The organism is Kitasatospora sp. NBC_01246 (assembly GCF_036226505.1).
Lineage (GTDB): Bacteria > Actinomycetota > Actinomycetes > Streptomycetales > Streptomycetaceae > Kitasatospora.
Map to the genome: position 1 here is coordinate 6,220,413 of NZ_CP108484.1, position 13,283 is coordinate 6,233,695.

A 13,283-nucleotide genomic window follows, 5' to 3' on the forward strand; every position below is an offset into this window, starting at 1 on the left:
AGGAGCACCCCATGTCCGAACCGCGCCGAAGCGTCCGCAGCCTGGCCCGCCGCTGGTGGCCGGTGGTCCTCGCGGTGCCGCTGGGCGCCGCCGCCGGCGCCGGGTACGCCGTCGTCGCGCACCCCTCGTACGCCGCCAACTCCTATGTGATCGTGGTGCCGGAGAACCAGGGGGAGAGCGCCTCGGCGATCAACTTCGCCCAGGCGTACGGCCGGCTGGCCGGTCAGCCCCAGGTGCTCGCGGCCGCCGCCGCCGAGACCGGGCACAGCCGCACCGAACTGGAGACCCTGGTGCACGGCACCACCTCCCCGGACGCCCCGATGATCGAGATCACCGGTACCGGCGCGCGGCCCCGGGAGGCGGTGCTGGCCGCCGACGCGGTCGCCCGGTCGCTGGTCGCCTTCGCCAACACCAGCAGCAAGGAGACCGGCGTCCGGCTGGTCCCGCTGGCCCCCGCCGCCGAGCCCGACAAGCCGACCACGCCGTCCGCGCAGTTGGACGTCGCGGTCGGCGCCGCCGCCGGGGTGCTGATCGGCGCGCTGGTCATGATGACCCGCCGCCGGGGCGGTGAGGCCGGTCCGGCCGCCGTGGCGACGCCCGGCACGGAGCCCGCCGCCCCGGCCACCCCGCGCCCGCGCGCCGAGGAGGCCCCGGCGGCCGAGGCCCCGGCCGAACCGGCCGCGGCGGAGCGGCCCGGCACCGGGCAGGCCGTCCCCGAGCAGGCCGCCCCGGCGCAGCCCACGGGCGGGAAGGCAGCCGGCGGGAAGTCGCCCGCCGAGAAGGCCCCGGCCAAGGAGAAGAGCGCCGCCGGGAGCGGTCGATGAGTACCGAGGCGCCGGCCACCACCGGTCTCCCCGCCCAGGCCGGCGCGCCCCGCTGGACCACCGAGCTGCACCGCGAGGACGACGCCCTGGACGTCCTCGCCGAGGAGTGGGACGACCTGGTCACCCGCTGCCGGACGGCCACCTTCTTCCAGGCCGCGGTCTGGCAGCGCTCCTGGTGGCGCCAGTACGGCCGCCCGGGCGACCTCCTGGTCCTGCTGGTCCGCCGGAACGGCCGGCTGGTCGGCGCGGGAGCGTTCCGGCGGCGCCCCGGCCCGCTCGGCGGGCTGACCGGCCTCGGCGACGGGCTGATCGACTTCACCGACATCCTGCTCGACGACTCCTGCGCCGATCGCGCGGCGGCCGAGTTCGCCGCGGCCCTGCCGCTCACCCGCCCCTGGCACAGCCTGGAGCTGCGCGAGGTGCACCCCGAGGCGGCCGTCCAGCGGGTCTTCGAGCAGTGGCGGGGCCGGCGGCGCCGGTTCGGCGACTCGCTCTGCCAGTACCTGCCGGCCGTCCCGATGGAGCAGTTGCTCAAGCGGGTGCCCGGCAAGACCGCCCAGCGCAGCCGGGTGAAGCTCCGCAAGATCGCCGAGGCCGGGGTCGAGGTCCGTTCGACGCCCCCGGAGGAGGTGCCCGAGGCCCTGGAGGGGCTGCTCCGACTGCACTTCGAGCAGTGGCACGAGCGCGGCGTCACCCCGGAGCACCGCACCGGGCGGTTCGCTCGGCACCTCGCCGAGTCCACCACCGGCCTGGTCGCCACCGGCCGCGCCGCGGTGCACCAGTACTGGCTGGACGGCGAGCTGGTCGCGGTGAACCTGCTGCTGCTCTGCCCGTCCTTCGGCGGTCTCTACCTGTACGGCGCGCACCCCCGGCTGCGCGAGCGCCTGGACATCGCCGGTCTGCTGTTCGGGGCGGCGCTGGACGAGACGGTCGACGCCGGGATCCCGCTGCTCAGCCTGTTGCGCGGCCAGGAGCCCTACAAGCAGCGCTGGCGGCCGGACCAGCTGTTCAACCAGCGGCTGCTGTTCGGTCCGCGCGGGCCGGCGCCGGCGGCCGCCGCCCGGGGCGGCTCGGTCCGGGCCCGGCAGGTCGCGGTGCACGTCCTGCGCACCCGGCTGCCGAGGCTCAAGGAGGCGCTGGCGGCCCGCCGGCGGAGCTGAGCCCCGCCCCGCCTGCGGGCCCGGCCGCCCGCCTTCAGCGCCGGGCCGGCAGCCCGCCCGGCGCGGGTGCGGCGGACGGTGAGGGCGGCGTGGAGGGCGAGGGGGACGGTGCCGCGGACGGCGAGGCCGGTGCGGAGGGGGTCCCGGAGGCCGCCGCGGTCGGCGAGGCGCCCGGCGAGCCCGACCCGGCGGCCCCCGGCTGCGGGGTGACCGCCGGGGGCGCCGGCACAGCGGTGACCGGGGCCCCCTTGGACCCGGACATCAGCTGCTTGAACCGGCTGCTGGAGCGCGGGTTCTGCGCGCACTGCCAGAACCCGTGCGGGCAGTAGTCGGTGACCGTCTGGTAGCTGGTGTCGTGGGTGCGGATCCACTCCACCATCCGCTGCACGAACTCCGGGTTGTCGCCGTTGCGGAACAGCCCCCACTCCGGGTAGGAGACCGGCTTGCCGCGCTTGGCGGCGAACTCGACCTGGTCCTGCAGCCCGTACGGCTCGCGGACGTAGTTGTCGAAGGTGGCGCCGGCGGGCTGGTCGTAGCTGTCCATGCCGATGATGTCGACCACGTCGTCGCCGGGGTAGCACTTGGTCCACGGGATCGCGTCCAGCCCCCGGTTGGGGGTGAAGTCGAAGCGGAACCGCTGACCGGGCACCGAGCGCATCACGGAGACGATCCGCCGCCAGTACGCCTTCCAGGCGGTCGGGTCGGGCTTGCAGCGGTGGGTGTAGGTGGTGCCGTTCATCTCCCAGCCGAGGGTGAGCACGGTGTCCGCCCCGCCGAGCGCCACCAGCCGGCGGGCGAGCCGCAGGAAGTGTCGGTCGAAGTCCCCCCGGGCGCCCTGGGCGAGCAGCTTGGCCACCTCGCCGTCCGGCACGGCGGCCTCGCTGGGCACCATCATCGGGACGCCGAGGATCAGCATCCGGGAGGGGTCGGCCAGCCGCCACTGCGACCACATGCCGAGCACCACCGGCTCGCCCTCGACGTCCGCCCAGCTGTTGCCGGCCAGATAGGTGTGGCCGACCTGCATGTTGGCGTTGTTCAGCCACTGCGCGTAGCGGCCCAGCTGGGGGATGTACTTGTCCCACGAGCCGACGAAGGCACCGAACGGGGCCTCGTGCTTCGGCCGCTGGACGACCGGCCGGGGGGCGGCGCCGCGGGGCTGGAACGCGTCCGAGGAGAGGGCGTGCCGTTCGGTCTGGCTGAGCGGGGTCCCGGTGGGGACGCTCGCGGTGGTCAGCGTCAACAGGGCGGCGGCAGCCAGCGTCAGGCGGCCGAGTCGCATGGTCTCTCCTCCGGCGTCACGGGGCGGGGGCAGCGGGACGGACCGTGATACCCCGCTCGCAGACAGTAGGCCCCGCAGGCGTCGGAAAAGCCGAATGTCACCCTAAAGTGGGCGGTATTCGAACGCCGTCTGCCGCAACGTGCCGTGTATCACCTCTGTAACAGTCCGGACGGCCCTGGAGGCCGTACCGCGGCCGCCCGCCCGGAGCGCCTCCCGGGCGGCCGCGGGTCCGACGGCGCAGGTGGGCGGGCGGATCCGGCGAAGGGCGCGAATCGGCCGGCCGCGCCCGCGCCGCCCCGCCGTCCGGCCGGGTCCGGCTGACTCGTGACGGTGTCGAAAGGTACGCTCCGCCCGTGTCCTGGAAGCCGCTGCGTGTCCTCACCCCCCGATCGATCCTCCCTGCCCTGGCGGTCCTGCTGGTCCTTGTGGCGGGCGCGGCCGCGCATGCCAACAAGCCGGTGCCGTTCGGTGACCGGGTGGCCGGGCCGGGCGGCGCGGACGCCAGCCCGGTCAACTCGCAGTCGTTGGGCGCGGACGGTCTGGAGCTGAAGGTGGGCCCCGGCCTGGAGGCCTACAACCGGGACACCGGCGAGCCCGCCTGGTCCTACCGCCGCGAGGGCGCCACCGCGCTGTACCTGGCGATGGCGGGCGAGAACGCCGTGGTGGTCTGGGACGACGGCCTGGTCACCTCGGTGCGCCCCGGCGACCACGAGGTGCGCTGGCACCGCGCGGTACCCGGCCTGGCGGACTGGATGAGCGGCCAGGGCGAGCCGGGCGCCGAGAAGCGGACCGACGAGCAGCGCAGGCAGCTCCAGCGGGAGCGCGCCGCGGCGGCCCTGCACACCGTCCAGCAGTCCGCGCCCTGGGTGGCCGTGGTCACCCCCGAGCTGACCATGGGCTTCCGCGACGCCGACGGTGACCTCCGTTACAACTCCAAGCCGGCCGGCAACTGCGTCTACGACCCGACCCGCACGGTGGGCACCGACTTCGCGGTGCTCGTGCCGCGCAGCTGCGCCAACAGCACCGGCCAGCCGGTCTCCGGCGGCATCACCGGCTACCGGCTGGACAGCACCGGCTGGCAGCTGGCCGCCGGCCCGGGGGTGTCGCTGAAGGCCCTGGACGGCCGCCGGGTGCTGATCTCGGACGGTCCGATCGTCGGCCCCAAGGTGTTCGACACCCAGGCGGCGGCCCCCGAGGCGGCCTGCGGCAGCCCGGCCGAGCCCTTCGCCGCCGTCCGCCCGCAGGGCAGCTGCGACGCCGCGGAGGACGCCCCGCAGTCCTGAGACCGGTACCCCGGCGGTAAAAGCCTCCGGGCCCCGTCACGGGGCCCGGTAGACTTGCCGTCATGGCTGTTCTCTCCGGGCACTAGCGGACGAGCGGCGCCGCCCCCGGGCGGTCCGCCGGTCTGCCGACGTCGCCCCCTTCCGCTGCCCCGGCCCTGTGCCATGCCCAGGCGCCCGCCCACGTCCCAGGAGTAGTCCCAGCCATGATTTCCGCCAACGCCCTTGAGCTGCGCGCCGGTGCCCGCATCCTGATCGAGTCCGCCAGCTTCAAGGTCGCCCCGGGCGACCGGATCGGTCTGGTCGGGCGCAACGGCGCCGGGAAGACCACGCTCACCAAGGTGCTGGCCGGCGAGGGCCTGCCGGCCTCGGGCACGGTCACCCGCTCCGGTGAGGTCGGTTACCTCCCGCAGGACCCGCGCACCGGTGACCTCGACGTCCTCGCCAAGGACCGCATCCTCTCCGCCCGCGGCCTCGACAGCGTGCTGAAGAAGATGCGCGAGAACGAGGAGCGGATGGCGAACGGCAAGGGCGCCACCCGGGACAACGCGATGAAGAAGTACTCGCGCCTGGAGACGGAGTTCCTCACCAAGGGCGGGTACGCCGCCGAGGCCGAGGCCGCCACCATCGCCGCCGCGCTGGGCCTGCCGGACCGCATCCTCGAACAGCAGCTGCACACCCTCTCCGGTGGTCAGCGCCGCCGCGTCGAGCTGGCCCGGATCCTCTTCTCGGACTCCGACGTGCTGCTGCTCGACGAGCCCACCAACCACCTCGACGCCGACTCGATCGCCTGGCTGCGGGACTTCCTGAAGACCTACAAGGGCGGCTTCATCGTCATCTCGCACGATGTCGAGCTGGTCGAGACGGTCGTCAACAAGGTCTTCTACCTGGACGCCAATCGCTCCGCGATCGACGTCTACAACATGGGCTGGAAGCAGTACCAGCAGCAGCGCGAGGACGACGAGAAGCGCCGCAAGCGCGAGCGGGCCAACGCGGAGAAGAAGGCCGCGACCCTGAACGCGCAGGCCGACAAGATGCGCGCCAAGGCGACCAAGACGGTGGCCGCGCAGAACATGGCCCGCCGTGCGGAGAAGCTGCTGTCCGGCCTGGAGCAGGTCCGGCTGAACGACAAGGTCGCCAAGCTGCGCTTCCCGGACCCGGCTCCCTGCGGGAAGACCCCGCTGACCGCCGCCGACCTCTCCAAGTCCTACGGCTCGCTGGAGATCTTCACCGGCGTGGACCTGGCCATCGACCGCGGCTCGCGGGTCGTGGTGCTGGGCCTCAACGGCGCGGGCAAGACCACCCTGCTGCGGATGCTGGCCGGGGTGGAGAAGCCGGACACCGGCGAGGTGATCCCGGGCCACGGCCTGAAGATCGGCTACTACGCCCAGGAGCACGAGACCCTGGACCCGGAGCGCACGGTGCTGGAGAACATGCGCTCCTCGGCGCCCGACACCGACCTGGTCCAGATCCGCAAGATCCTCGGCTCCTTCCTGTTCTCCGGCGACGACGTCGACAAGCCGGCCGGGGTGCTCTCCGGCGGTGAGAAGACCAGGCTGGCGCTGGCCTCGCTGGTGGTCTCCAGTGCCAACGTGCTGCTGCTCGACGAGCCCACCAACAACCTCGACCCGGCCAGCCGCGAGGAGATCCTGGGCGCGCTGCGCGAGTTCAGCGGCGCGGTCGTGCTGGTGACCCACGACGAGGGCGCGGTCGACGCGCTCCAGCCGGAGCGGATCATCCTGCTGCCGGACGGCGTGGAGGACCTCTGGAGCCCGGCCTACAACGACCTGGTCTCGCTCGCCTGATCCGGCCCGGCCTCCGCCTGGCCTGGAGTAGACGCCTCGTCCGCTCTTCGGACCAGAAAAACTAGTACTTACGGCGTGTCCGGGAATGAAGAGGTCCGGGATTCCGTTTGAGAAGCTTCCGTCGGCCCGCCACTCGATCGTGGTCGGGCCGATGCTGCTGATCAGCTCTTTCGCGCCGAATGGCGGTATCGCTCCGGGGGCGTGCACTCTGCGTGAGCGCCCTTGTGCGCTCGGATCACCACCGACGGAACGCGCATTCCCGGCATCGACCTTGTCGAATGGGTGGCCAGGAGGCTGTGGATGGGTGATCATGGGAATCTGACCGAGCAACGCTACGAGGAGGCACGGGTGGCCGAGACTCTGAAAAAGGGCAGCCGGGTGACCGGTGCCGCGCGTGAGAAGCTCGCGGCCGATCTCAAGAAGAAGTACGACTCCGGGGCGAGCATTCGCGCTCTCGCGGAGGAGACCGGTCGCTCGTACGGCTTCGTGCACCGGATGCTGAGCGAGTCCGGAGTGATCCTCCGGGGCCGCGGCGGTGCCACGCGGGGCAAGAACAAAGCTACTGCTGGAGCCAGCTCCTGACGGTCCGTCAGTTCTTCGACGGATGACTCGGCGGCAGGGCGCGGGCCGGATGGACGACGTCGGTCGTCCGCCTCCGGCCGGAGCGAACCGGCCGCCGATCGTCATGCCCGCCGCCGTCCGTCCGGGCCCGGCCCGGACCCGTCCGAAACACTGGGCGCCGCTGCCCTGCCGCAGCGCGCCCAGTTTTGTTACTCTCCGGTAGCCAAGTCCCTCGCCACCGGAGGTCCCCGCATGACCGCCCCCGCCACCGACCCGCAGGCCCCGAGCTGGGAGCAGGACGGCGTCCGCCTGGAGATCGACGGCGAACTCGCCGTCGTCACCCTCTGTCAGCCCGAACGGCGCAACGCCCAGTCGCCCGCGATGTGGCGCGCGCTGGCCGCGGTCGGCCGGGAGCTGCCCGGCGCCGTCCGGGTGGTGCTGCTGCGCGCCGAGGGCCTCTCCTTCTCGGCCGGCCTGGACCGCGCGATGTTCACCCCCGAGGGGATCCCCGGCGAGGTCACCTTCCTCCAGCTGGCCGCCGCCGAGGACAAGGACCTCGACGACACCATCGCGTACTACCAGGAGGCCTTCTCCTGGTGGCGCCGGCCCGACGTGGTCACGATCGCCGCCGTCCAGGGCCACGCCGTCGGCGCCGGCTTCCAGCTCGCCCTCGCCTGCGACCTGCGCGTGGTCGCCGACGACGCCCGGTTCGCCATGAAGGAGACCTCGCTCGGCCTCGTCCCCGACCTGGCCGGCACCAAGCCGCTCACCGAGCTCGTCGGCTACGCCCGGGCGCTGGAGATCTGCGCGACCGGCCGCTGGGTCGGCGCCGAGGAGGCCACCGCGATCGGGCTGGCCAACCTGGCCGTCCCCGGCGCGGAGCTGGACGCCGCCGCCCGCGACCTCGCCGCCGCGCTGCTCGCCGCCCCGCGCAGCGCCGTCATCGAGACCAAGGCGCTGCTCCAGGGTGCGGGCGGACGCTCGTACGACGAGCAGCGTTCGGCCGAACGGGCGGCACAGGCTCGCCGCCTGCGCGATCTGGCCGGCATCGGCGACTGACCGCACGAGGACGCCGAAGGCCCGGCTCCGGGGGACCGCCCCCGGAGCCGGGCCTTCGGCGTCGCGGCTCCCCCGGGTCGCCGCTCCGGGGGCGCGAATCGTGGCGAAATGCCAGAGTTGGAGCGATTTGCGATATAGCTGGAGCCGTACGACGGGAGAACCACCCATGCCTGACACTCCGACGCCCGCCACCATGCACAAGAACCCTTCCGCCGCGCCCGGACCGGTCGCCCCGGCGGCCGACACCGGCCGGGGGGTGACCGACCGCGGCCGTACCGCCCTGGCCGTCGGTGTGGTCGAGAAGATCGCCGGTATGGCCGCCCGCGAGGTCTCCGGCATCCACGCCCTCGGGTCCGGCCTGTCCCGGACCTTCGGCGCGATGCGCGACCGGGTGCCCGGCGGCAAGTCCGCCGTCGGGCGAGGGATCAAGGCCGAGGTGGGGGAGAAGCAGACCGCCATCGACATCGCCCTGGTCGTCGAGTACGGCGTGGTCATCCCCGAACTGGCCCGTCAGGTACGGGAGAACATCATCGACGCGGTGGAGCGGATGACCGGCCTGGAGGTCGTCGAGGTCAACATCGCGGTCAACGACGTCCATCTGCCCGACGAGCCGGACGTCGAGGAGGAGGAAGAGGAGAGCGTCCCCTCCGGACAGCGGCCCAAGTTGAAGTAGCCCCGTCGGGGGACAGCAGCAGTGGAAGACGAGGAGTAGCGGATGAACCTGGCCATTGTCGGCCTGGTGGTGGGTATGGCCCTCGGCTTCGCCGGCTATTTCGGCGGCTTCGCGGCGTTCCTGCTGGTGGCCGCGCTGGGCGTGGTCGGCTTCGTGGTCGGGCGCCTGCTGGAGGGCGACATCGAGATCGGTGATCTCGGCGACCTGCTGCGCGGCCGCGACCGGCGCCGCTGATGGCGTCCCCCGTCACCCCTGCCACCTCGGCCACCTCCACCACCGCGGTCACCCCCGCCGCCCGCCGCCGCGAGCCCGGCGTCCGCGGGCGGCTGCGGGTGGCCGACCGGGTCTACGCCCGGATCGCCGCCCGGGCCGCCCGTGAGGCGCTCGACGACGCGTGGCGCGGCCGGACGGAGCGGGGCGCGCCGCCGAAGGTCTCGGTCGCCGTGCCGGGCAGCACCGTCACCGTCCGGGTCTCCGTCGAGCTGCCGTTCCCCGCCGACCTCGCCGCGCTCGCCCGGGCCGTCCGGGAGCGGATCGCCGCGCAGGTCGGCGGTCTGACCGGGACGCGGGTCGGCGAGGTGATGGTGGTCGTCGAACGACTGGTCACCGGGGGGCCGCGGTGACGACCGGGCCGACACCGGACGCCGTTCCGCCGGGCGCTCTCCCGCCGGGGTCGTCGCCGCCGGGTTTGAGTGGGGCGAGTGCTCTCCCGCCGGAGGCCGGCGAGCCCGAGCCGGTCATGGTCAAGGTGCCCCGGCTGCGGGCCCCCCGCACGGTCGCCGCCGTAGTCGTCGCCACCGTCGTGCTGGTGGTCGGTGCCGCACTGCTCTACGACGTGATCGCCGTGCGCACCGGGCACGCCGCCCGCCGCTGGCGGGCCGAGGTCGCGGACGAACTGGCCACCCGCCACCTGGACGACCCCTGGGTGCTCGTCGGCGCCGGGGCGGCCGTCCTGCTCGGGGCCTGGCTGCTCTGGCTCGCCCTCGCCCCCGGGCTGCGCCGCTGGCTGCCGCTGCGCCCGCTCGGCGGGACCTCCGCCGCCATCGACCGCGCCGGCGTCGGCACCCTCCTGCACGACCGGGCGGCCGGACTGCCGGGCATCGAGCACCTCACCGTCCGGGTCAACCGCCGCCGGGTGAAGGCGGTGCTCACGGGCCCGGCCGACCCGGCCTCGGTGCAGCGGCAGCTGCGCGCGGAACTCGCGAAGATCAGCCTGGCCCGGCCGCTGCGCCTCGACGTCCGGGCGAAGCGGGGCGGGGGTGGCGCGGGCGACGGCGCCGTGCCAGGGCCGCCGGAAGGCACCGCGGCGGTCCCGGGCACGCCGGCGGCCGGCGGGGTCGGCGGGGTCGGCGGGGTCGGATGAGCGGGACACCGTCCGGAGCCGGGCGGCGGAGGACGGACACGCGGGTGCGGGTCGGACGAGGAGGGGTGGTGATGGTGCGGTGAGTCGGTCCACCGTCAACCGGGTGCTGCTGGGGGCCGCCGCCGTGCTGCTGCTGGCGGTCGGCCTGCTGGTGCTGGCCGGCGGGCTCGACCTCTACGCACGGCTGGGGGTGGACCCGCCGAGCCGGTGGCCGCTCACCTCGCCGGACCAGCCGGTGGTCAGCTCCAGCTCGCGGACCCGCTGGTCCGACGAGACGTGGTGGTGGCCGGCCGTGACCGCCGGGCTGGTCCTGGTCGTCCTCGGTACCGGCTGGTGGCTCTTCGCCCAGCTGCGCCGCAGCGGCCCGGCGACCGTCGTCCTCCCCACACCGGGGGTGGGCGGACTGCGGCTGCGGCTGCGCACCCGGGCCCTGGAGGAGGCGCTGGAGACCGGGACGGTGGCCCTTCCGGAGGTCGAACGGGTCAGCGTCCGGCTGCTGCGGGGCTCCGGTCGGCAGCGGCTGCGGGCGGCCGTGCGGCTGACCCCGGGCGGTGATCCGGCGGAGCTGGTGGAGCACTTCGAGACCGGCCCGCGCGGTGACGCCCGCGCCAGCCTCGGCCTGGCCGAGCTGCCCGCCGAACTCCGGGTGCGGGTGCAGGCGGCGAAGCCGGCCGCCGCGCGCGGGCGCGGCGGCCGGCGCCGGCGTCCGCGGGTCGACTAGCCGCCCGCGACCGGCTCCGGCGGGTGGCTCAGAGCCCGCGCAGGGCGCCGCCGTCGACCGGGATCATCACACCGGTCAGATAGGAGGCGGCGGGGGAGAGCGCGAAGGCGGCGACCTTCCCGAACTCCGCCGGGGTGCCGTAGCGGCGGAGCGGGATGCCGGCGCTGTTGCGGGCCCGGGCGGCGGCGGGGTCGCCGCCGAGGGCGTCCAGTTCGCGGACCCGGTCGGTGTCGATCCTGGCCGGGAGCAGGCCGACCACCCGGATCCCGCGCGGGCCCAGCTCGTCGGCGAGCGACTTGGCGGCCATCGCCAGGCCCGGCCGCAGCCCGTTGGAGATGCCCAGACCGGGGATCGGCTCGCGGACCGAACCGGAGAGCACGAAGCCGATCACACCGCCCTCGCCGAGCGCCTCGGCCGCGGCCCGGGCCAGCCGCAGGGCGCCGAGGAAGACCGACTCGAAGGCGCCGCGCCAGGCCTCCTCGGGGGCGGCGCTCACCGGGCCGGGCGGCGGGCCGCCGACGCTGATCAGCACGCCGTCCAGCCGGCCGAAGCGCTCCACGGCCGCGCCGAGCAGCCGCCCGGCGGTCTCCGGGTCCGCGTTGTCGGCGACCAGGCCGTGCGCCGCGCCGCTGCCGCCGAGGGCGTCGAGCTCGGCCACCGCCGCGTCGACGGACTCCTTGTTCCGCCCGCTGACCAGCACCCGGGCGCCGTCGGCGGCGAGCTCGCGGGCGGCCGCCAGGCCGAGGCCCCGGGTGGCGCCGGTGACCACGTACACCGTGTCCTTCAGTCCAAGATCCATGGCTCCCATCCTGCCGGGTCGGGGGAGCGGCGGGGTAGGGGGCACGGCGGCCGCCGCGGCCCGGGGAGGCGGCGAGTTTCGGCCGACTGCGTCCGGGAGCTGGCCTTGACGCCCGCGTCAAGGTCTACCGTCGTACCCGACGGCGTTCGAACGGCGGTCGGAAGGAACGGGTGCGGTCATGCGGATCGGTGAGCTGGCGGAGCGGGCGGGGACGACCACCCGGGCGCTGCGGTACTACGAGCAGCTCGGGCTCTTACCCGCCCGACGGGCCGGCAACGGCTACCGCGCGTACGGCGAGGACGATCTGCGGCTGCTGAAGCAGATCCGCACGCTCCAGGACTTCGGTTTCGAACTGGAGGAGACCCGCCCGTTCGTCGAGTGCCTGCGGGCGGGCCACCCGGAGGGGGACTCCTGCCCGGCCTCGTTGGAGGTCTACCGGCGCAAGCTGGCCGAGCTGGACGAGTGCATCACCCGGCTCCAGGAGGTCCGTACGCAGGTGGCCGAGCAGTTCGCCCGGGCCGAGCAGGCCCGTGACGAGCTGGCGGCCGAGGCCGCCTGGCAGACGCCGCAGTGTGAGTTGGCAGTCGAGTGGGAGGAGCGGTAGATGGGGAAGATCGCTGGAGTGCCGGAGGTCACGGACGACACGTTCGCGACCGAGGTGCTGGGGGCCGAAGGACCGGTCCTGGTGGAGTTCACGGCGGACTGGTGCCCGCCGTGCCGCCAGATGGTGCCGGTGCTGGCCGACATCGCGAAGGAGCAGGCGCACCGGCTCACGGTGGTCACCGTGGACGTGGACCACAATCCGCAGACCCAGGCCGCGTACGGGGTCCTGTCGATGCCGACGCTGATGGTCTTCCGGGGCGGTGAGCCGGTGAAGTCCATGGTCGGCGCCCGGGCCAAGGTGCGGCTGCTGCGCGAACTGGAGGACGTGCTGTAGCTCGCGGGCTACGCCGGCACGCTCTCCTGCTCCACCTCGGCCTCGGCGGCCTCCTTGGCGCGGTCCTTGGCCTCGCGGCGCACCATCACCCAGAAGCCGACCGGGATCATCGCCGTGAACAGCCACCACTGGACCGCGTACGCCATGTGCGGGCCGATGTCGGAGTGGTTGGGCTCGGGCAGCAGCTCGGGCTGGTCGGCCGGGGCCGGGGTGGTGGCGGTGAGCTCCAGGTAGCCGCCGAGCAGGGTGGCGCCGGTCTCGCCGGCCTGCTGCTCGGTGCTGATCAGGTTGAACTGCCGGTCCGGCAGGCCGGCCCGGTCCCGGATGCCGCTGCCGGCCGCGGTCTCGTCGGCGCGCAGGCGACCGGTGAGGGTGACCTCCCCGGCCGGCGCGGCCGGCACCTGCGGGTACTCGGTGGCGGAGCCGCCGGACGCCACCCAGCCGCGGTTGACCAGGACGCTGCCCTTGCCGTCGGAGAGCCGGAGCGGGGTGACGACGAAGTAGCCGATCTTGTCCCCGCCGGAACCGGTCCGCTTGCGGACCACGAACTCGTGCGCCGGGTCGTACTCCCCGGTCGCCGTCACCGTCCGCCAGGTCAGGTCTTTGGGGACGGTGAAGCCGGGCGAGCCCGACAGCGTGTCGAACGGGACCGGCCGGTCGGTGAGTGCCTGGGCGATGAGCTCGTTGCGGGCCACGCGTGCCTCGTGGCGGTGCAGCTGCCAGAACCCCAGCCGGATGGTGGTGGGGATCAGCAGCAGGGCGATCAGCAGCGTGATCACCCAGCGCCGCGAGAGCAGAAAACGGTACACACGGGCACGGTAC

16 protein-coding genes are annotated in these 13,283 nt (G+C 74.2%); 13 read left to right on the top strand and 3 right to left on the bottom strand.

Going from position 1 to position 13,283, the window contains the following annotated elements; all coding sequences use genetic code 11:
• Window positions 1-11 precede the first annotated feature (11 nt).
• Together OG618_RS26900 and OG618_RS26905 are read left to right on the top strand one after the other, a co-directional pair.
• Window positions 12-824 (top strand): Wzz/FepE/Etk N-terminal domain-containing protein, encoded by an 813-nt coding sequence (locus OG618_RS26900; protein WP_329490113.1) that lies wholly within the window; start codon window positions 12-14, stop codon window positions 822-824.
• Complete coding sequence (locus tag OG618_RS26905; protein WP_329490114.1) at window positions 821-1,984, top strand: GNAT family N-acetyltransferase; 1,164 nt, start codon at window positions 821-823, stop codon at window positions 1,982-1,984. The genes OG618_RS26900 and OG618_RS26905 overlap by 4 nt, the downstream gene beginning before the upstream one ends.
• 34 nt (window positions 1,985-2,018) lie before the next feature.
• Here OG618_RS26905 and OG618_RS26910 read toward each other — a convergent pair whose 3' ends face one another.
• A complete protein-coding gene (locus tag OG618_RS26910; RefSeq protein ID WP_329490115.1) occupies window positions 2,019-3,263 on the bottom strand; it encodes a glycoside hydrolase family 26 protein in 1,245 nt (414 codons plus the stop codon).
• 353 nt (window positions 3,264-3,616) lie between these two features.
• On the opposite strand from OG618_RS26910, the gene OG618_RS26915 reads away from it, so the two are divergent.
• From OG618_RS26915 to OG618_RS26955, 9 genes are all read left to right on the top strand, one after another.
• On the top strand, window positions 3,617-4,546 hold the full coding sequence (locus OG618_RS26915) for a hypothetical protein (protein ID WP_329490116.1): 930 nt from the start codon (window positions 3,617-3,619) through the stop codon (window positions 4,544-4,546).
• Window positions 4,547-4,749: 203 nt separating this feature from the next.
• Window positions 4,750-6,348, top strand: coding sequence for an ABC-F family ATP-binding cassette domain-containing protein (locus OG618_RS26920; protein WP_329490117.1), 1,599 nt, complete (start codon window positions 4,750-4,752; stop codon window positions 6,346-6,348).
• 348 nt (window positions 6,349-6,696) lie between these two features.
• Complete coding sequence (locus tag OG618_RS26925; RefSeq protein WP_049658450.1) at window positions 6,697-6,930, top strand: helix-turn-helix domain-containing protein; 234 nt, start codon at window positions 6,697-6,699, stop codon at window positions 6,928-6,930.
• A 231-nt stretch (window positions 6,931-7,161) separates the two neighbouring features.
• Window positions 7,162-7,968 carry an enoyl-CoA hydratase/isomerase family protein gene (locus OG618_RS26930; protein WP_329490118.1) on the top strand — a complete coding sequence of 269 codons (807 nt, stop codon included), beginning with the start codon at window positions 7,162-7,164 and terminating at the stop codon, window positions 7,966-7,968.
• Window positions 7,969-8,134: 166 nt separating this feature from the next.
• Window positions 8,135-8,641 (top strand): Asp23/Gls24 family envelope stress response protein, encoded by a 507-nt coding sequence (locus tag OG618_RS26935; RefSeq protein WP_329490119.1) that lies wholly within the window; start codon window positions 8,135-8,137, stop codon window positions 8,639-8,641.
• Window positions 8,642-8,683: 42 nt separating this feature from the next.
• The gene (locus OG618_RS26940) at window positions 8,684-8,875 is read left to right on the top strand and encodes a hypothetical protein (RefSeq protein WP_329490120.1); all 192 of its coding nucleotides are present in this window, start codon (window positions 8,684-8,686) and stop codon (window positions 8,873-8,875) included.
• Entirely contained in the window at window positions 8,875-9,264 is a 390-nt protein-coding gene (locus OG618_RS26945) for a hypothetical protein (RefSeq protein ID WP_329490121.1), read from the top strand. The genes OG618_RS26940 and OG618_RS26945 overlap by 1 nt, the downstream gene beginning before the upstream one ends.
• Before the next feature lie 116 nt (window positions 9,265-9,380).
• Window positions 9,381-10,004, top strand: coding sequence for a DUF6286 domain-containing protein (locus tag OG618_RS26950; protein WP_329490122.1), 624 nt, complete (start codon window positions 9,381-9,383; stop codon window positions 10,002-10,004).
• Between the two features lie 79 nt (window positions 10,005-10,083).
• Complete coding sequence (locus OG618_RS26955) at window positions 10,084-10,725, top strand: alkaline shock response membrane anchor protein AmaP (RefSeq protein WP_329490123.1); 642 nt, start codon at window positions 10,084-10,086, stop codon at window positions 10,723-10,725.
• 28 nt (window positions 10,726-10,753) lie between these two features.
• On the opposite strand, the gene OG618_RS26960 is transcribed toward OG618_RS26955, so the two are convergent.
• Window positions 10,754-11,524: an SDR family oxidoreductase gene (locus tag OG618_RS26960; RefSeq protein WP_329490124.1), complete on the bottom strand. Its 771-nt coding sequence runs from the start codon at window positions 11,522-11,524 to the stop codon at window positions 10,754-10,756.
• A 178-nt stretch (window positions 11,525-11,702) separates the two neighbouring features.
• Between OG618_RS26960 and OG618_RS26965 the strand changes: the two genes are divergently transcribed.
• Together OG618_RS26965 and OG618_RS26970 are read left to right on the top strand one after the other, a co-directional pair.
• The gene (locus tag OG618_RS26965) at window positions 11,703-12,128 is read left to right on the top strand and encodes a MerR family transcriptional regulator (RefSeq protein ID WP_329490125.1); all 426 of its coding nucleotides are present in this window, start codon (window positions 11,703-11,705) and stop codon (window positions 12,126-12,128) included.
• On the top strand, window positions 12,129-12,461 hold the full coding sequence (locus OG618_RS26970) for a thioredoxin family protein (protein ID WP_329490126.1): 333 nt from the start codon (window positions 12,129-12,131) through the stop codon (window positions 12,459-12,461).
• 8 nt (window positions 12,462-12,469) lie between these two features.
• Here OG618_RS26970 and OG618_RS26975 read toward each other — a convergent pair whose 3' ends face one another.
• Window positions 12,470-13,270 carry an SURF1 family cytochrome oxidase biogenesis protein gene (locus OG618_RS26975; protein ID WP_329490127.1) on the bottom strand — a complete coding sequence of 267 codons (801 nt, stop codon included), beginning with the start codon at window positions 13,268-13,270 and terminating at the stop codon, window positions 12,470-12,472.
• Window positions 13,271-13,283 lie beyond the last annotated feature (13 nt).